Source organism: Frigoriflavimonas asaccharolytica (genome assembly GCF_013294015.1).
Lineage (GTDB): Bacteria > Bacteroidota > Bacteroidia > Flavobacteriales > Weeksellaceae > Frigoriflavimonas > Frigoriflavimonas asaccharolytica.
Genome location: NZ_JABSNO010000001.1, coordinates 204,758 through 222,551, shown reverse-complemented (window position 1 = coordinate 222,551; position 17,794 = coordinate 204,758). Strand labels below are relative to the sequence as shown.

Sequence of the window (17,794 nt, the reverse complement as noted above, 5' to 3'; positions counted from 1 at the left end):
TTTTTATTTTTATCTAAACGAAATGTTTAGTTCGCATTTAAATCAAATGAAGCTCCAATTGCTACTGCAAATTGGTTATTTAAATATTCATAATTACTAGCGTTGGTATTGTATCTTGCTAGTGGAAATTGCAACTCACCGAAAACGCCAAAACCTTTCCCAAAGAAATAACGGGATCCAACATGTGCACCGAAATTCTTTAGACCTAAATTTAAACCTGGATAGATATCAAAATTTTCTGGTAAACCAATTACATCTCCCAAATGTGCGTTTGCTCTTGCTTTTATATCAAATCTATCTGTGAAATCTGGTTTTCCTAAAATATCATACTCTTTTACACCCAAAAGATACCCAGCTTGTACACCTAAAGAAAAACTTTGGCCCAAACCATAATCTAACGTTGTGTGTATTCCCGTTCCACCGTCTTGAAGATTGACCCCAATATTTAATCTTGTATCTCCCTTTCCACTGTAAGCGTCAGTTGATTGTGCATTAGCAAAACCGAAAGCTACAATACCTATTGTTAAAAATAGTTTTTTCATAATTTATATTTCTGTTTGCAAATTTACAAAATATTTATTTTGAGCGCGATATTGTTTTATTTAAGATGGAATTATTTAAACCTTGCATTTCTATTTAATTTGTGATAAATTTAATTTCTAAATTTTAGATAATGGAACTTATAAAAACGTATATAGATTATGTCTCCAAAATAATGGAGGCAATTGGGGTGCTCACCATTTTTATAGGCTCTTCTGTTGCATTGATAAAATATTTAATTTTTTTCCAGAAAAGCAAAGATTACAATTATGTAAATCTTCGTCAATCGGTAGGAAAATCTATTCTATTAGGTTTAGAAATTCTCATTGCGGCGGATATTATGGCAACCGTTGTTACAGATCCAACGCTACTTTCTGTTTCTATTTTAGGTTTGATAGTGATCATCAGAACATTTTTGAGCTTGTCTTTACAAGTGGAACTAGAAGGTAAATTCCCTTGGCAAAATTCTAAAAAAAAAGATCAATAATTTTTATTTTTTAGAAATTTTATACAATTTTCCACTGTCTGTAATGGCGTACAAATTTCCATCTGCACCATCCAAAACATCCCGAAAACGTTCGTCTTTATCACCGAAAAGCCATTCTTCGCCCATTACTTTATTGTTTTTTATTTCTAAACGAATGATTTTTTGCCCGCTCAAACATCCTAAAAATAAATTATTTTTCCATTCTGAAATGTTTCCGGTGTAGAAAGTAATTCCGCTCATAGAAACCGAAGGATCCCAATAATAAACGGGCTGTTCTAAACCAGTTTTTTCACCAATTCCGTTGCCAATTGTGGAGCCAGAATATTCTTCTCCATAAGTTATAGTTGGCCATCCGTAATTTCTCCCCGCTTTTATGAGGTTGATTTCATCTCCACCTTTTGGTCCCATTTCTGCTTCCCAAAGTTGATTGTTTTCGTCCATTGCCAAACCTTGTGGATTTCTATGGCCAGTAGAATATATTTCTGGTTTCCAACTTTTTAAGCTTGGATTTCGATTGGTTGCTTTTCCGTTTTTATCTATTTTAATAATTTTGCCGAGATAAGATTGTTGATCTTGAGCGAGCGGTCTCGTTTCCTTATCAGATCTTTCACCTGTGCTTACAAAAAGATTTTCGTCTTTATCAAAAACCAATCTGCTTCCGTAGTGTAATCTTCCATCATAGGAAGGTGTTGCGCGAAAAATTACGGAGACATTATCTAGTTTTTTGTTATCAATTGAAAGTTTTCCTTTTCCTACAGAAGTAAGGTTTCCTTCTCCAAAAGCTTCTGAAAAAGTAAAGTAAATCATTCTATTTTCGGTAAAATTTGGATCCAAAGCAATATCTAAAAGTCCACCTTGTGCACGATCATCCACTTTCGGAAATCCTTCAATTTTTTGGATAATGTTTCCGTCTTTATTGATGAGGTAGGCAAAACCAGATTTTTCTGTGACTAAAAACTGTCCGTTCTCAAAATTAATAATTCCCCAAGGTCTACCCAAATTTTCTGTGATGGTTTGTATTTGAATTGGAGTTTTTGTTTGAATTCCTTGCACTCTAGTTTGCCCGGAAAATGCAGGTTTGATGCTGGTATTTGGCGATTCTGTTTCTGGATTTGGCAATAGACCATTTTGTTTGATGGTATCATTTTCTGCTGTGTTGGATTTTGAATTTCCACTGCAAGAAGTGAAAACTAATAATAGAGAAATTGCGCAAGTTTTATATAATTTTAAATTCATATCAGGGAGTATTTATTCATGTAAATTAAGTAAAATAATGATCTAAAAATCATTAATATGTAAATTTTATTAAAAATAATTTGCATAATTAAATAATCAATTCTACATTTGTAGAACAAAAGTAATTATTGTAGAACAGATTAATTCAATTTATAATGAAACCCATCAACATTACAGAAGCCGAAACAGAAATAATGGAAATATTGTGGAAGCAGAAAACCGCCTTCATGAAAGATATTCTAGAAATTTTGCCCGAACCAAAACCTGCGGCGACAACCGTTGCAACATTATTAAAAAGATTGCAAAATAAAGATTTGGTCGGCTACAAAACTTTCGGAAATTCTAGAGAATATTTCCCAAAAGTAGAGAAAAAGCAATATTTCAACCATGAAATGTCGGGAGTTATCAATCGTTTTTTCAATAATTCTGCGGGACAGTTTGCTTCCTATTTCACGGCAAATGCAAAACTTTCGCAGAAAGAATTGGAAGAATTGCGAGATATTATAGATCAACAAATTAAAAATTAAAATTATGGAAACGTATATTTTAAAGGCAGTTGCGTGTTCTTCCATTTTGATAGCAATTTATTATCTCTTTCTTTCAAAGGAAAAAAGCTTCCAATTCAATAGATTTTATTTGTTGTTTGCACTTTTATTTTCTTACCTCATTCCAATTATTAGTTTAAAATTACCAGCAAAGGAAGAATTGAAATCAGCGATTGTTTTTCAAAATGCGCCAACAGAATCAATCATTCTATCCGGAAAACCTCCGGAAGCAGAAATAAATTGGGCGATGATTATCTTATCAATTTATGGAATAGTCGTTTTATTTCTTTTAGCAAAAAGTATTTTTTCTGTGCTAAAAATTTTCAAATTAAAAGGTGAAAAAAGGGTTTACAACGATTTGAAAATTAAAGTTTTAGATAATCAAATGCCGCCTTTCAGTTTTTTTGGAAGATTGTATTTGGGCAAAAATTATTTTAAAAATGAAAAAATAGATGAACGCATTTTCTTGCACGAAAAAAATCATATCGAACAAAAACACAGCCTAGATTTAATTTTAATTGAATTTTTGAGAATATTTTCTTGGTTCAATCCGGCACTTTATGTTTATAAAAAAGCAATAATCACCAACCACGAATTTCTAGCCGACGAAGATGTAATTTCGCAAAATTTTGAAATAAAATCCTATCAAGAATTAATTTTAAATGAAATTTCTAGTAGTCAAAATTTACAATTCACCAATCAATTTAATTTTAGCAACACCAAAAAAAGATTTATCATGATGACAAAAACCAAATCCAAATTTACGCAGGTGAAAAAACTTCTCACGCTGCCAGTTTTAGCCTTGCTCGCTTTTTTGTTTGTGCAAAAGACGTATGCAAAAACAAATTCAACAGAAAAAATGATTGAAAACTTACCGAAGAAATTGCCTTCAATAAAAAGTTACGATACTCAAGAAGTTTTTCAGAAGGAATTTGAAGCTCCAAAATCCGATACAATAAAAAAACCTACAAAAAAAGTTGAATCACAAAACCCACCACCACCTCCGCCAAAAGAAGTAAGTGTAAAGAAAAACAACACAGAATATGTGATGCCACCTCCTCCTCCAACTTCCGCACTTACAGAAGTTGATGAATTGCCAGAATTTCCGGGTGGGATAAATGCTTTTCGAAGTCAACTTTCTAAAACCTTTAATGTTGCAATACTGACGGGTAAAGAAGGTATGATTAAAAGCGAGATTTATTTTGTGGTTGAGAAAGATGGAACAATATCTGATGTAAGTGCAGCAGGCTCAAATGAAATGTTTAATAATGAAGCAATACGTGCAACGAAATCTTCAAATGAAGATCAAACTTGGAAGCCTGCGGTGAAAGATGGAAAACCCGTAAGATATCGTTTCCGATTACCGTTAACCATGAGTTTTTAAAACTTTTTTATTTAAACTAATTATTTAAATATGAAAAGAGCGATAATTTTTCGCTCTTTTTTCATTTTAAATGTATTACATTTGTATTACAATCGCATACAAACATTTACAAAATGGTACAAGAAAAGAAATTAACATCCATCAGATTAGGAAAGAACTTATACGCAGAATTAAAAAAGAAAGCGAAACAGGAAAATAGAAGCGTAAACAATTATATTGAAACTGCGCTCATGCAAAGTTTAGATTTCTACGAACCAAATGAAGAAACGATAGCCGCAATGGAAGAGGTGGAGGAAATGACTAAAAATGGGACTGGTGAATCATTTACAGTTGTTAGAAAAATGTTGGAGAAATTGAGAGATGAAGATTAAACCATATTCTTATAAATAAAGGAAGACGGTTTTATTTTGTTTTAAATAATTTGGTTTCGCAGAGCCTTGTTAGAGCTTCGAGCTCTAACAAGGCTTTCAACGCAATAAATAGTATGCAAATCGGCGTGATTATTCCGTAGCGATTTAATGCGTTATTTCTCATCGGATTGAAAACTTCGTTAAGTGGTTTGAAGATTTCAATCTCTACACTACAAATTAATAGGGCGAGATTCCTACTGAATGACAAAATTGTATTAAAACTTTTTGTTTCTAAATCGGCAAAATCTTGTTCATCTGCTTACTGAAATTTTCGATACAAAAGCTTGCTTCGTTCCTCGCAATGAATAAATCCACACAAATTTTCTCAGACTTGAATATCGCTGATTATGAAAATTTTATTCAGCAGAATGTAATTATTTTATAACATCCTTTTTTGTAATTTTGTAAAAATCACAATGTTATCTTTACGCTCAACTTTCTATGAAATTCAACCTGCATTCAGAATTTAGACCTACCGGAGATCAACCAACTGCAATTAAAAAATTGACGGAGGGCATCAATATTGGCGAAAAATATCAAACTTTACTGGGAGTTACGGGTTCTGGTAAAACTTTCACCGTGGCTAATTTGGTGAATAATGTGCAAAAGCCAACGCTTGTTTTGGCACACAACAAAACTTTGGCAGCGCAACTTTTTGTAGAGTTCAAAGAGTTTTTCCCAGACAATGCGGTAGAATATTTTGTGAGTTATTACGATTATTACCAACCAGAAGCTTTCATCGCTTCTTCCAATACTTATATAGAAAAAGATCTTTCCATCAACGAAGAAGTGGAAAAACTTAGGCTGTCGGCTTCGGCGAGTTTACTTTCTGGACGTAGAGATGTTTTAATTGTAGCTTCTGTTTCTTGTATTTATGGTGTAGGAAATCCCAAAGAGTTCGAAAAAACTTTGGTAAGCATTGCAATTGGAGAAAAAATTACCAGAACTGGTTTACTTCATGATTTAGTTAGTGCGTTGTATGCCAGAACTTTGAACGAGTTCCAACGAGGTACGTTTCGCGTGAAGGGAGATGTGATAGATGTGTATCCTGCTTATGCAGATAATGCGGTACGGATTCAATTTTTTGGAGATAAAATAGAAAGTATTAAAAGTTTTGATCCTATTTCTGGAAACGTGATGTCCAATTTTGAGACCATACAAATTTACCCTGCCAATCTTTTTGTTACCTCAAAAGAAACCATGAACTCTGCAATTGGCCAAATTCAAGATGATCTTTTGGATCAAGTTGGATTTTTTGAATCTATAGAAAAACCTTTTGAAGCAAAACGTTTGCAAGAACGCACGGAATTAGACCTAGAAATGATTAAAGAATTGGGATATTGTTCTGGGATAGAAAATTATTCTAGATATATGGATGGTCGCGAACCAGGAAGTCGCCCATTTTGTCTTTTAGATTATTTCCCAAAAGATTATTTGATGGTGATTGATGAATCTCACGTTACAATTCCGCAAGTTCATGCCATGTATGGCGGAGATAGAAGCAGAAAAGAGGCTTTGGTTGAATATGGATTCCGGCTTCCAGCAGCCATGGACAATCGTCCTTTAAAATTTGCAGAATTTGAAACCATGCAAAACCAAGTAGTTTATGTTTCGGCAACTCCCGCAGATTACGAATTAGAAAAATCTGGTGGAGAATATGTGGAGCAGATTATCCGTCCAACTGGTTTGTTGGATCCACCGATTGAAATTCGACCAACCGTGAATCAGATTGATGATTTGATGGAAGAAATTCGCAAACGTGCAGAAATAGATGAACGCGTTTTGGTGACTACTTTAACCAAAAAAATGGCGGAAGAACTCACAAAATATTTCACAAAATTTGGAATTCGCTGTAATTATATTCACTCAGATGTAGAAACTTTGGATAGAATACAAATAATGCAAGATTTGCGTTTGGGTGTTTTTGATGTTTTGATTGGGGTAAATCTTTTGCGAGAAGGTCTGGATTTGCCAGAAGTTTCTCTCGTTGCTATTTTAGATGCCGACAAAGAAGGAATGTTGAGGTCTAAAAGATCCATGACGCAAACTGTGGGAAGAGCTGCAAGAAATGTGAACGGAATGGCAATAATGTATGCAGATAAAATCACAAAATCTATGCAAAGTACCATAGATGATGCAGATTATAGGAGAGAAAAACAGCGCGCCTACAATTTGGAACATGGAATTACACCAACTCAACTAAATAAGAAAATATCGGAAATTTTAGTAGGTAAACCAAAAGATTTCCCGGATGAAAAATACATTCAAAAAAATATTTTGCTAAAAGTTGCAGAGGAAAAAGCAACTTACGGTTCAGACGATTTAGATTCCGCGATTGCAAGCAAACAAGCCGCCATGGAAAAAGCCGCCAAGAATTTAGATTTCATTTTGGCAGCGAGATTACGGGATGAATTGGCTGTTTTGAAAGGTTGAGGTTTAATGTAACAATTTATCAATGTAGCAGTGTAACAATTTTTCAATAAGTTTAATTCTTAAATTATTTTGTTGATGTAAAGTATTTAACCATTAAGATTTGGTGAAGTAGTTAAGATTAATGAAGTAAAAAATCAAAAATTTTTTAGAAAGCGCAATAAAATCTGCTTGCAGATTCTTAATGCCCTTAATTTCTTAACCCATACTTAATGGTTTGTTTTTATTTCGATTTTCAGAAAATTTTTTCCCAATAGTAGAGTTGAAATATTCCTTCTTCTATAAATAATTTTTATTCCCACTTCATTTCAGTAATTTTGTAAGAATTTCTTTTTAATAAATGTCAGACGTTATCCAATTATTGCCAGATCATGTTGCTAATCAAATAGCAGCAGGAGAAGTGGTGCAAAGACCCGCTTCAATCGTAAAAGAATTGCTAGAAAACGCGATAGATGCAAACGCCACAAATATAGAATTGATCATTCGTGATGCAGGGAAAAACCTAATTCAAGTGGTAGATAATGGCGATGGAATGTCGGAAACGGATGCTAGAATGGCGTTTGAAAGACATGCAACCTCAAAAATAAAAACTACAGAAGATATTTTCAAAATTTCTACCAAAGGTTTTCGGGGTGAAGCTTTGGCTTCCATTGCTGCAGTTGCACAAGTAGAACTCAAAACCAAGAAAAAAGATTCCGTAGTTGGTACCAATATTTATATAGAAGGTGGCACTTTACAATTTCAAGAGCCGGTGCAAACCGCGGAAGGTTCTAATTTTCAAGTAAAAACCTTGTTTTATAACGTTCCCGCAAGACGGAAATTTTTGAAAAAAGACAATGTTGAATTTCGCCATATTATTGATGAATTTCAACGCGTGGTTTTAGCACATGAGCAAGTGGAATTCTCGCTTTATCATGACGATGATATTATTTTTAAATTAAGAAAAGGAAATTTACTGCAACGTATTGTAGAAATTTTTGGCAGAAAGCTACAGCCTTTGATGATTCCTATCAAAGAAGACATCGGTTGGATGCAACTTTCTGGCTACATCGCCAAACCAGAAGGTGCAAAAAAGAACAGAAACGAACAATTTTTGTTTGTAAATGGTAGGTATTTTCGCAGTCCGTATTACAACAAAGCGGTGCAAGATGCTTTTGAAGGCTTACTTTTACCCGGATATAATCCCTCTTATTTTTTGTATTTAGAAATAGAACCAGACAAAATAGACGTTAACATTCATCCTCAAAAAACGGAAGTAAAATTTGAAGATGAGCATATTATCTATGCTTTGTTGAGGTCTACCATCAAAAAATCTCTGGGAATTTATAATATTGCACCCAGTTTAGATTTTGAAAAAAGCACCAGTTTTGAAGAAGCTTTGGCCAATAGCAGCAAAAAAAGCACGGGTTTTAGAATTCCAGACATCCAGGTAGATAGAAACTACAATCCTTTTGATGAAGGCAAAAATACGCAGGCTTCTCGGCAGAATCTTACAGAAATGTATCATCAAAATATAGAGGCAGAACCTTCTAAAATAAACCTTTTTGAAGATGAAGATTTTGATGAAGATTTGATGCGATTGCCAAACGGATATTGGCTTTTAAATAAAAATGGAAAAACGTTGATGTTGGATTTGGGCAGGATGCACAGATTGATAATAAGCGATAGAAATAAAGACAAAAAGCCGGTAAATAGTTCTTCGCAGCTCTTATTTTCTCTAGAATATCACATGAATGAGATTGAGAAAAGCAAATACAGTTCTATCAAAAAATTCCTACCCAGTTTAGGTTTTGAAATGGTAGTTGCGCACGGAAATGTATTGAGAATAGATGCGGTGCCAGAAGGTTTGAAAGAAACGCAAGTAATGAATTTCATGGAAACTCTTTTTGATGTTTTGGAATACAGAACGGAAGAAGATTTTATGGATTTTTACAATCATCAATGGAACAAAATGCAGAGCAAATCTCGTTTTGATTTTATTTATAAGGTAGATGCAGAGCGCATTATAAAAGAATATACCGCCCTCAATTTTCCGGAATATTTGCCCAGCGGAAAGCGCTGTTTTTTGGAATTGAATTTGGAAGAATTAAAAAATAAATTTTAAGAAAATATGTTTAGAAATATGTTTGGTCAACTTACACCGATCACGAAAAATATTATTATACTAAATGTAATAATGTATTTGGCCTCAAATTTTTTCATGCAAGATAAAATGTATGAATTGTTTTCTGCTTTTTATGTAGAATCTCCTTATTTCAAAGTTTGGCAAGTTGTAACGCACATGTTTATGCATGCGCCTTTTGATGGTGGAGCTGGTATTATGCATATCGTTTTTAATATGTTTACGCTATTAAGTTTCGGGCCAATAATTGAGAAAATTTTAGGTGAAAAGAAATTCGTGATTCTGTATTTTTTAAGCGGATTTGGCGCTTTTGCCTTGCATTGTCTATGGAATTATTTTGAAATTGCAGAACATGGTGCAAATATCAATATTATCTATGGAACCCCTTTAGTTGGTGCTTCTGGCGCAATCGCTGGTATTGTTGCAGCGTTTACAATGATTGCTCCAGATTCAAAAATCGCCATTATGTTCATCCCAATTGGCATTAAAGCTAAATATTTGATGACGGCAGCATTGGTGGCTTCTTTGTATTTTGGAATTAATGGTGAGGCTGGTGGAATTGCACATTTTGCGCATATTGGTGGCGCAATTGTTGGCTTTATTTATATGTATTTCTGGAAAAAAGACAAATACAGAATCGCTTAATGCTACCTAAAATGATTAAAAATAGTTTCTTTTCTTTATTGATGATTGGTGCTTTTTCCTGTTCGAAAAACGATACAGAGAACAATCTTGATGCAGAAAATTATGTGGCTCCAAAATATGATACTTTGGCGATAGATTCTTTTTCTACTGGTGCAATTTCTGTAGATGTAGCGGCGCAAATCCGGAAATCTTCTGTTGCCTATCAAGATTCCATCACCAAAGTGAAAGTAGAAGCAGCGCTTGCTAAAAAAGAATTAGAGATAAAGCAAAAAGCTGAAAATTTAGAAAAGGAAAAGTTGGAAGCCGAGAAGAAAAAAGAGAAACAAAAGGCTAGTACTCCTAAAACGGAATAGTAAGAAATTTAATGTAAAGATTGATTTAATTTCAAAATCGGATTTAGATATTCTCGATCGTTGCTTAATCTTGGGACTTTATTTTGTCCGCCCAATTTGCCTTGTGACTGTAACCATTGATAGAAAAGATTGTGCTTTGCAACATGAATTACTGGCTTGTTCAGGGTTATGTTTTTGTAGCGTTTTGCTTCATAATCAGAGTTGATGCATTGCAGATGATTATCAAAAATAGTAGAAAATTCTTCTAAATTTTCTGGAGCTTGGCTAAATTCAAAAATCCATTCGTGCGCTCCTTTTTCCTTATCATTCATAAATATTGGCGCACCGGTATATTCTAATACAGCAGCGTTTGTTTGTTTGCAAGCTTCTGCTAGTGCATTTTCTACATTATCAATCATCAATTCTTCTCCAAATGCATTGATATAATGTTTTGTTCGCCCAGAAACTTTTATCCTAAAAGGTTCTACCGAAGTAAATATTACGGTATCTCCGATTAAATACCTCCACAATCCACCATTTGTTGTAATTATCAACGCATAATTGGTGTTAATCTCCACATCTTTTAAGGTGAATACTCGTGGATTTTCTTTCCCGAAATCTTCCATCGGCATAAATTCGTAGAAGATGCCATAATCCAACATCAATAGCATATCTTCTGCACCAGCTCTATCTTGGATGCCAAAAAATCCTTCGGAAGCGTTGTAGATTTCGTAATAATTGACGTGTTTGCCCATCAATTTTTTATATTGATCTCGGTAAGGTTTAAAACTAATTCCGCCATGAAAGAAGACTTCCAAATTGGGCCATAATTCGGAAACATTTTTCTTTCCCGTTTCTCGCAGCACGTTTTGTAGCAAAACCATCATCCAACTAGGAACACCCGTCAAACTGCTTACTTCCTCGTTTTTCACTTCGTCTACAATGGCCAAAAGTTTGGTTTCCCATTCCGACATAAGAGAAACTTTTTTACTCGGCGTTGTGGTAATTTCTACCCAAAAAGGTAAATTTTCTATAATAATTGCAGAAAGATCTCCAAATTTGGTATTGAATTGTGCGTAATTTTCCGCGCTTCCACCTAATCTTAAATTTTTATGTACAAATAATTGATTTTCTGGGTGATTATTTACATAGATAGATACCATGTCTTTTCCCGCTTTCAGGTGGCATTCGTCTAAGCATTCATCAGAAATAGGAATAAATTTACTTTTTGCATTGGTGGTTCCAGAAGATTTTGCAAACTGCTTAATTGCTCCTGGCCAAAAGACATCTTTTTCACCTTCACGAGCTCTTTCTATGTATGGTTCAAAATCTTCGTAGGTAACGATGGGAACTCTGGTTTTAAAATCTTCGTAGTTAGAAATAGAACTGAAGCCATGTATTTTGCCGTATTCTGTATTTTCTGCGTACATCAGCTGAGAGAAGAGCACATTGTTTTGTGTATCTAAAGGATGTTTTTTAAAATTTTCAATTTGATCTATCCTTTGTTTGATAAACCAATTGACCACAGAATTAAACAAAATTTTGGTTGCCATTGCTCAAAGATAATTATTTTTTAACTTCCTGAAAAGTGGATTACTTTGGAATGTACGACTTTATTTATTTTCTCGCTGATTTATGTGATTTTTTGAGTTTTTTATAATAAATTTTATAAAAAAATAGGATTTATTAATAGATCAAAAATTTGTAGAACAAAAAAAACTTTGCTATTTCTAGCAAAGTTTAAGATTTTTTTATCTGAAAAATAATTAGCAAAATTCAGAATATGCAGCTTTCAAATTTTCTGCAATTGCTTCTGCACCATTACCTTCAATGTGGTGTCTTTCTAGCATGTGCACCAATTCGCCATCTTTGAAAAGTGCGATGCATGGGGAACTTGGTGGAAATGGCGCCAAATGTTTTCTAGCTTCTCCTACTGCTTCTACATCAAAACCTGCGAAAACTGTAGCCAAATTTTTTGGACTTTTACCATCAGATAATGAATGCAAAACCCCTGGTCTTGCTGCTCCTGCTGCACAACCGCATACAGAATTGATCATTAATAGGGTAGTTCCTTCTTGTGTTAAGGCTGTATTTACAGCATCTGCGGAAGTTAAATCTTGAAAACCTTTATTGGTAAGTTCTGCCTTCATTGGCATTACTAATTCTTCTGGATACATATTTTTAAATATTTAAAGTTAAAATTCTTTTGCAAAGATAAATGTTTTCTATCTTTCTATTTGATATAAAAGTTAGATGAATATCATTCCAAAAATCTATTGCGGACAAAATGGCAATAGACTTACCCTTTCTTAGGTATTTCAATTGATAGAGATATTTTTTCAGGTGTGATCTTTTTATTTAAAAAAGAATTTTTAGAATAGTTGTAGGTGATAATTTAGTAAATTTTGACAAAAAAAATAACTCAATGATTTTCAAAGAGTTATTTAAAAAAAAGATATTATTAAAAATTTAACTTAACAAGCTTTTCACCATTTCAGAAATTCGTTTTCCTTCCACTCTTCCGGCTAAATTTTTGGAAGCAAGACCGATTACTTTTCCCATTTCTTTGATGGACGTTGCACCAGTTTCCGAAATTAAATTTTCAATTTCTGTTTGCAGTTCTTCGTCTGTCAATTGTTTTGGCAGATATTCTTCAATCACATTTATTTGCGCTGTTTCTACTTCTGCAAGATCTGTTCTGCCTTGTGCAGAAAATTGCTCGTAAGAATCTTTGCGCTGTTTCACCATTCTTTGCAAGATGACGATTACCTGATCGTCTGTAACTTCTGCACCTTTTATTTCCGTTTTTAGAAGTAAAATTTGAGATTTTACTGCTCTCAAAGAATCTAGCGCAACTTTATCTTTCGCTTTCATGGCAGTTACAATTGCCGTACTTATTGTGGTTTCTAAACTCATTTTTTTTAATTATATAATTTGAAAATGTGTTAATTTGAAATTTAATGCAAACACACATTTTAGTATTTAAGGGAAATTATTTTCAATAATTCAATTAGCACATTTGTACATTCTCAAATTTTCAAATTGAAATTAATCCACGTCTTTATTTAAAAATTTATTTTCTCTTACCTGCATTTGTCCTTTATCATTTTCTGTGAGGTAAGAATTTATTCTTTGTTCAGATTGATTTTGTCCTTCGATTAAAATATTTTTTCTTCTGAAAGCAGGAATAGTTTCAAAATCGCTTTCCAAATCTGTAACTTGATATCTGGAATTAAATTCCTTCAATTTATTTCTTCTGTCCAATACTTTTTCAGAATCGCCGCTATTTTTAGATTTAAAAATGAAATCTCCACTGGTTTCAATTATTGTTTCTTCCTCAATTTCTACCGCTACTTCTTCCATTTTTTGCTCAATTACCATTTTATCTTCTATGATTGGTGCTTGAGATTGTGCATATTTTTCTTTGGACTCTTCAAAAGTTTCAAAAGATTTTTCGCTAGAGAATGTGAATTCTACTGGTTTTTCATCAGAAAAAAAGATTTTTTCTACTTCACCGCCTTTTGGCTTAGATGCATCTTCCTTTTTATTCTCGATGTCGAAAGAGAAAGATTCTGATGTTGGCTCATCATCTTCTATATCATCATAAGAGAAAAGATCTACCTCTTTGTGTTCGTTTTCTGCAGAAAAATCTTCTCTACTGATTTGTTGAGCCTCAATTTTTGTCTCTCTAGATTCATTTTTTATCTCAAAACCACTTTTTTTTTCAGAAAATTTGTTGCCAAAATTTTCTGCATCAAAATCTTCATCATCCTCTAAATGAAAGAGACTTTTCTTTTCCACAGGTGCAGAATTTTCTTCTGTATTGGCATTACTGGTGAAAGGATCTGGTCTTTTATCTGCTAAAGTATATTTGATTTTCTCTGTATAACCATCATTTATTCTGTTTTCTTTTGCAAAACCTGTCGCGATAACTAAAACACTCACAGCATCTCCCAATTCTTCGTCTGATCCTACCCCAAAAATAATTTCTGCAGTATGGCCAGCTTCTTTTTGAATATGATCCATAATCACACCTATTTCGTCCATGGTTACTTCTTCGGAACCACTTCTAATTAGAAGCAATACGTTTTTCGCACCGGTAATTTTGTTGTCGTTCAACAATGGGGAATCCAAAGCTTTTCTTACGGCTTCTTCGGCTTTATTTTCGCCAGAAGCCAGTCCTGTAGAAATAAGTGCGGTACCAGAATTTGCCAAAACGGATTTTGCATCTCGGAAATCTATATTTACATCAAAATATCCTGTAATTACTTCTGCCATTCCTTTGGCAGCATTTGTAAGAACTTCGTCAGCTTTTGCAAAACCTTGTTTGAATCCTAAATTACCAAATTGTTGGCGCAGTTTATCATTATTGATCACGATCAACGAATCTACATTTTCTCGTAATTTTTCTAAACCTAATTCTGCTTGGTCTAATCTTCTTTTTCCTTCAAAACTAAATGGAATTGTAACAATACCAATGGTTAAAATTCCCATTTCTCTGGCAATTTTTGCAATTACAGGTGCTGCTCCAGTTCCGGTTCCACCTCCCATTCCTGCGGTGATGAAAACCATTTTGGTGTTTTGCCCAAGCGCAGCTTTTATCTCGTCTATACTTTCTATAGCTGCTTTTTCACCAACTTCTGGGTCTGCTCCTGCTCCAAGACCTTCCGTCATCGTAATTCCTAATTGCACTTTGTGCGCAACAGGATTATTGTCTAAAGTTTGAGCATCTGTATTGCAAACCACAAAATCTACACCGTTGATTCCGCGTTCGTACATGTGTTTCAACGCGTTGTTTCCACCGCCACCTACACCAATTACTTTTATTATTGATGAATTTCCTTTTGGCAAATCGAAAGAAAATCCTTGTGTTGCTATATTATTATCCATAATCTTATTTTTTTTCTATGTTTCGTTATTCAGTTTCGTCGAAGAATTTTTTTACTTTTTCCATTAAATTTTGTCCGAAGGTTAATTTACTTCGTCTTTTTTCTATGGCTTCTTCTATTTTCATTGCTTCCAAAATTTCTGAAGATATTTCTTGGTTTGGATTATCAGAAATGTTCTCAGTAATTTTTTCTTCGGTTTCTTCATTTAAAGATAAGGGTTTTTTATCTCTAATCTTCAAACTTTCCATTAATAATCCTATGGAAGTTGCATATTCTGGTCCGCGCAGATGGTGGTTTTTATCATTTGCTACATATTCGTTTGCAAACCCAATTCTGCTATCAAACCCAGTAGTATAATTGGCCAGTTGTCTTAGATTATTCAAATTTGAACCTCCACCAGCTAAAACTATGCCCGCAATTAATTTTTTCTTCTGCTCGTGTGCTCCATAAGCTTTCAATTCTGTATTCACCATTTCCAAAATTTCTTCCACTCTTGCATTGATAACTTGTGCTAAAGTTTTCAAAGAAATTTCTTTATCTTCTCTTCCATGCAAACCCGGAATAGTAACAAATGTGCTATCTTTTTCTAAATCGGGAACTGCAGAGCCGAATTTTACTTTCAATTGCTCTGCATGTTTTTCTATGATAGAGCAACCTTCTTTGATGTCATCCGTAATAATACCTCCACCATAAGGAATTACACAAGTATGACGAATAATATTATCTTTAAAAATAGCAATATCCGTAGTACCACCACCAATATCTACAATGGCAACTCCTGCTTCTTTTTCTTCTTTCGTTAGTACTGCTTCGGAAGAAGCTAGAGGTTCCAATGTTAATGCTTCCATCTCCAAACCTGCTTCTCTCACGCATCTTGCGATGTTTCTAATGCTTCCCATTTGTCCCACAACTACATGGAAATTTGCCTCCAATCTTTTGCCATGCATACCAATTGGTTCTTGTATTTCTCCTTCAGAATCTACTTTATATTCTTGTGGCAAAACGTGGATGATTTCTTCACCAGGAAGCATCACCAATTTTTTCACCTGATTTTTCAAAGTTTCTATATCTTCTTCCGAAATATATTGATCTGGATGTTCTCTCATGATGTAATCTGAGTGCTGAAGCGAGCGAATATGTTTGCCTGCAATACCAACGGTAACTTTTTCTATCGTTACGCCAGAGCTATTTTGCGCTTCTGCAACGGCAGATTTTATAGAATTTATTGTTTGTGATATATTGTTCACAATTCCTTTGTGTACACCTAAACTTTTAGCCTTTCCGGCACCCATTATTTCTATTTTGCCGTGCTCATTTCTGCGACCAACAATCGCTACAATCTTGGTAGTACCAATGTCTAATCCAACTGAATACTCTTGATTTTCCATCTTATTGTATATATGTTTTATTTATTTTTTCTTTAATTGTCTTTCCTTTAGCTCTGCCAGCTGTTTTCGTTTTACCAAATCTGGCAGTTTTTCCATTTCTTTTTTACCTAACGCAAGCAAACTATCATTTTCTGCGAAATTTGGATTTAGTGTGGTTACAATTTGATTTTCATATTTTAATGAAATTTTGTTGTAAACATCTGGGCTTTTGTAAGATAAAACCTTTTCCATAAATGTTTTGAAACCTTTCACTTTTAAATCTATTCTCTCTAAATCTCCAATTTCTACCTTATAATTTCCTTCTACGGGAAGTAGGTTGTAGCTGCCTTTTATTTTTGAAATCCCTATGAAATACTTTTTACTAAAAGGATCTTCCTCTATTTTCTTCACCAATTCTACCAAGGCAGGATATTCGCTTTTCTCTACATTTCCATTTACCAACATACTCGGATGTGAATAAGTTTTGGAAAGTGGAAATTCATTTCCTTTTGCATCTACGTAGAATGTGTTTCCATTTTTTGTTAATCTGAAAACGGGAACTTTCTGTCTTATATCTACATTTAATGTTCCATTCAAGTTTAAAAATACATTTGCGCTATCTATTGAGGGTAAATTATTTATTAATTTTTCAATTTTTGGTATATCTACATCACCGATTTTTTGCGTAGGATTATTTTTTTGAACAATACTTCTTATCTCTTTCTCATCAATGAAATATACTTCTGGTTTTGTAGGATTCAGTTTTACTTTAATGGTTTCTAATTTCGCTTCATTAAATCTCTTCAAAGAGAAACTGAGCAGAAACCCAAAAAGGATTACTGTAATTGCTATTTTTAATATGCGCCATTTATTTTTCATTTTTTTTCTATCAACATCCTTTTGTTATCGTAATTTTTTACTGTTTTTAGCATGTAATTAAAATTTTCTTTTAATTCTTTTTCATAATCCCAATCATCCATTTCCGTTTTTCCATGACCTAATGATGTTGTGAAAATTACTTTATCGTTTTTCAACCAAAATTTAACATTCCAAATGGATATATCTTCAGAATCATTATAGTTTTGATAAGTAATTCCCTCTTGTGCATATATTTTACTTTCATTTTTCATTACAAAATCATAGGAATATGTCGCCTTATAATCTCCGTCTTTTTCATCCCAATTTCGAGAAATTTTTACGATTTCGTTACTTTTCTTTTCATATTTATAGAGAATATTTTTATCACTTCCTATAACAGTGAACTTATATTTTTTTACACTTTTATCTTTTTCGATTGCATCAGAATAATAGTCAATGCTTTTTTTTTGCTTAAGTTCTGCGGTAGTTTGCGAGTATGCAAAACCAAAAAGGAAAAATAAAAAAAGCAGTAAAAAAAATTTTTTCATT

At 33.4% G+C, this 17,794-nt stretch carries 17 protein-coding genes; 8 read left to right on the top strand and 9 right to left on the bottom strand.

Going from position 1 to position 17,794, the window contains the following annotated elements; genetic code table 11:
- Positions 1-26: 26 nt before the first annotated feature.
- Entirely contained in the window at positions 27-542 is a 516-nt protein-coding gene (locus tag HNQ03_RS01045) for a DUF6646 family protein (RefSeq protein WP_173777775.1), read from the bottom strand.
- Positions 543-673: 131 nt separating this feature from the next.
- Here HNQ03_RS01045 and HNQ03_RS01040 point away from each other — a divergent pair, with 131 nt between their 5' ends.
- Entirely contained in the window at positions 674-1,027 is a 354-nt protein-coding gene (locus HNQ03_RS01040; RefSeq protein ID WP_173777774.1) for a DUF1622 domain-containing protein, read from the top strand.
- Between the two features lie 3 nt (positions 1,028-1,030).
- Here HNQ03_RS01040 and HNQ03_RS01035 read toward each other — a convergent pair whose 3' ends face one another.
- Positions 1,031-2,263 (bottom strand): PQQ-dependent sugar dehydrogenase, encoded by a 1,233-nt coding sequence (locus tag HNQ03_RS01035; RefSeq protein ID WP_173777773.1) that lies wholly within the window; start codon positions 2,261-2,263, stop codon positions 1,031-1,033.
- 155 nt (positions 2,264-2,418) lie between these two features.
- Here HNQ03_RS01035 and HNQ03_RS01030 point away from each other — a divergent pair, with 155 nt between their 5' ends.
- The 7 genes from HNQ03_RS01030 (at position 2,419) to HNQ03_RS01000 (ending at position 10,152) form a co-directional block, all read left to right on the top strand.
- Positions 2,419-2,790, top strand: a complete 372-nt coding sequence (locus HNQ03_RS01030) for a BlaI/MecI/CopY family transcriptional regulator (RefSeq protein ID WP_173777772.1) — start codon at positions 2,419-2,421, stop codon at positions 2,788-2,790.
- A gap of 4 nt (positions 2,791-2,794) precedes the next feature.
- Positions 2,795-4,192 carry a M56 family metallopeptidase gene (locus tag HNQ03_RS01025; RefSeq protein ID WP_173777771.1) on the top strand — a complete coding sequence of 466 codons (1,398 nt, stop codon included), beginning with the start codon at positions 2,795-2,797 and terminating at the stop codon, positions 4,190-4,192.
- A 113-nt stretch (positions 4,193-4,305) separates the two neighbouring features.
- On the top strand, positions 4,306-4,563 hold the full coding sequence (locus tag HNQ03_RS01020) for a ribbon-helix-helix protein, CopG family (protein ID WP_173777770.1): 258 nt from the start codon (positions 4,306-4,308) through the stop codon (positions 4,561-4,563).
- 480 nt (positions 4,564-5,043) lie between these two features.
- Positions 5,044-7,035 carry an excinuclease ABC subunit UvrB gene (gene uvrB, locus HNQ03_RS01015; RefSeq protein WP_173777769.1) on the top strand — a complete coding sequence of 664 codons (1,992 nt, stop codon included), beginning with the start codon at positions 5,044-5,046 and terminating at the stop codon, positions 7,033-7,035.
- Positions 7,036-7,372: 337 nt separating this feature from the next.
- Positions 7,373-9,136 (top strand): DNA mismatch repair endonuclease MutL, encoded by a 1,764-nt coding sequence (gene mutL / locus HNQ03_RS01010; protein ID WP_173777768.1) that lies wholly within the window; start codon positions 7,373-7,375, stop codon positions 9,134-9,136.
- A gap of 6 nt (positions 9,137-9,142) precedes the next feature.
- Positions 9,143-9,799 carry a rhomboid family intramembrane serine protease gene (locus HNQ03_RS01005; RefSeq protein ID WP_226927403.1) on the top strand — a complete coding sequence of 219 codons (657 nt, stop codon included), beginning with the start codon at positions 9,143-9,145 and terminating at the stop codon, positions 9,797-9,799.
- Positions 9,800-9,810: 11 nt separating this feature from the next.
- Entirely contained in the window at positions 9,811-10,152 is a 342-nt protein-coding gene (locus tag HNQ03_RS01000) for a hypothetical protein (protein WP_173777767.1), read from the top strand.
- An 8-nt stretch (positions 10,153-10,160) separates the two neighbouring features.
- Here the strand turns inward: HNQ03_RS01000 and HNQ03_RS00995 are convergent, their stop codons facing one another.
- The 7 genes from HNQ03_RS00995 to HNQ03_RS00965 all read right to left on the bottom strand — a co-directional run bounded on the left by HNQ03_RS00995 (position 10,161) and on the right by HNQ03_RS00965 (position 17,793).
- Positions 10,161-11,684, bottom strand: a complete 1,524-nt coding sequence (locus tag HNQ03_RS00995) for a GH3 auxin-responsive promoter family protein (protein WP_173777766.1) — start codon at positions 11,682-11,684, stop codon at positions 10,161-10,163.
- 213 nt (positions 11,685-11,897) lie between these two features.
- Positions 11,898-12,308 (bottom strand): BrxA/BrxB family bacilliredoxin, encoded by a 411-nt coding sequence (locus HNQ03_RS00990; RefSeq protein WP_173777765.1) that lies wholly within the window; start codon positions 12,306-12,308, stop codon positions 11,898-11,900.
- 292 nt (positions 12,309-12,600) lie between these two features.
- A complete protein-coding gene (locus tag HNQ03_RS00985; RefSeq protein ID WP_173777764.1) occupies positions 12,601-13,047 on the bottom strand; it encodes a GatB/YqeY domain-containing protein in 447 nt (148 codons plus the stop codon).
- Between the two features lie 132 nt (positions 13,048-13,179).
- A complete protein-coding gene (gene ftsZ / locus HNQ03_RS00980) occupies positions 13,180-15,021 on the bottom strand; it encodes a cell division protein FtsZ (protein WP_173777763.1) in 1,842 nt (613 codons plus the stop codon).
- A gap of 25 nt (positions 15,022-15,046) precedes the next feature.
- Complete coding sequence (gene ftsA / locus HNQ03_RS00975) at positions 15,047-16,408, bottom strand: cell division protein FtsA (protein ID WP_173777762.1); 1,362 nt, start codon at positions 16,406-16,408, stop codon at positions 15,047-15,049.
- Between the two features lie 21 nt (positions 16,409-16,429).
- Positions 16,430-17,266, bottom strand: coding sequence for a cell division protein FtsQ/DivIB (locus HNQ03_RS00970; protein ID WP_226927402.1), 837 nt, complete (start codon positions 17,264-17,266; stop codon positions 16,430-16,432).
- On the bottom strand, positions 17,263-17,793 hold the full coding sequence (locus HNQ03_RS00965) for a hypothetical protein (RefSeq protein ID WP_173777761.1): 531 nt from the start codon (positions 17,791-17,793) through the stop codon (positions 17,263-17,265). Before HNQ03_RS00965 ends, HNQ03_RS00970 begins: the two co-directional genes overlap by 4 nt.
- Position 17,794 lies beyond the last annotated feature (1 nt).

Coding starts and splice junctions, on each gene's coding strand:
- HNQ03_RS01045 (WP_173777775.1), bottom strand. CDS start 542: ATGAAAAAACTATTTTTAACAATAGGTATTGTAGCTTTCGGTTTTGCT.
- HNQ03_RS01040 (WP_173777774.1), top strand. CDS start 674: ATGGAACTTATAAAAACGTATATAGATTATGTCTCCAAAATAATGGAG.
- HNQ03_RS01035 (WP_173777773.1), bottom strand. CDS start 2,263: ATGAATTTAAAATTATATAAAACTTGCGCAATTTCTCTATTATTAGTT.
- HNQ03_RS01030 (WP_173777772.1), top strand. CDS start 2,419: ATGAAACCCATCAACATTACAGAAGCCGAAACAGAAATAATGGAAATA.
- HNQ03_RS01025 (WP_173777771.1), top strand. CDS start 2,795: ATGGAAACGTATATTTTAAAGGCAGTTGCGTGTTCTTCCATTTTGATA.
- HNQ03_RS01020 (WP_173777770.1), top strand. CDS start 4,306: ATGGTACAAGAAAAGAAATTAACATCCATCAGATTAGGAAAGAACTTA.
- uvrB (WP_173777769.1), top strand. CDS start 5,044: ATGAAATTCAACCTGCATTCAGAATTTAGACCTACCGGAGATCAACCA.
- mutL (WP_173777768.1), top strand. CDS start 7,373: ATGTCAGACGTTATCCAATTATTGCCAGATCATGTTGCTAATCAAATA.
- HNQ03_RS01005 (WP_226927403.1), top strand. CDS start 9,143: ATGTTTAGAAATATGTTTGGTCAACTTACACCGATCACGAAAAATATT.
- HNQ03_RS01000 (WP_173777767.1), top strand. CDS start 9,811: ATGATTAAAAATAGTTTCTTTTCTTTATTGATGATTGGTGCTTTTTCC.
- HNQ03_RS00995 (WP_173777766.1), bottom strand. CDS start 11,684: ATGGCAACCAAAATTTTGTTTAATTCTGTGGTCAATTGGTTTATCAAA.
- HNQ03_RS00990 (WP_173777765.1), bottom strand. CDS start 12,308: ATGTATCCAGAAGAATTAGTAATGCCAATGAAGGCAGAACTTACCAAT.
- HNQ03_RS00985 (WP_173777764.1), bottom strand. CDS start 13,047: ATGAGTTTAGAAACCACAATAAGTACGGCAATTGTAACTGCCATGAAA.
- ftsZ (WP_173777763.1), bottom strand. CDS start 15,021: ATGGATAATAATATAGCAACACAAGGATTTTCTTTCGATTTGCCAAAA.
- ftsA (WP_173777762.1), bottom strand. CDS start 16,408: ATGGAAAATCAAGAGTATTCAGTTGGATTAGACATTGGTACTACCAAG.
- HNQ03_RS00970 (WP_226927402.1), bottom strand. CDS start 17,266: ATGAAAAATAAATGGCGCATATTAAAAATAGCAATTACAGTAATCCTT.
- HNQ03_RS00965 (WP_173777761.1), bottom strand. CDS start 17,793: ATGAAAAAATTTTTTTTACTGCTTTTTTTATTTTTCCTTTTTGGTTTT.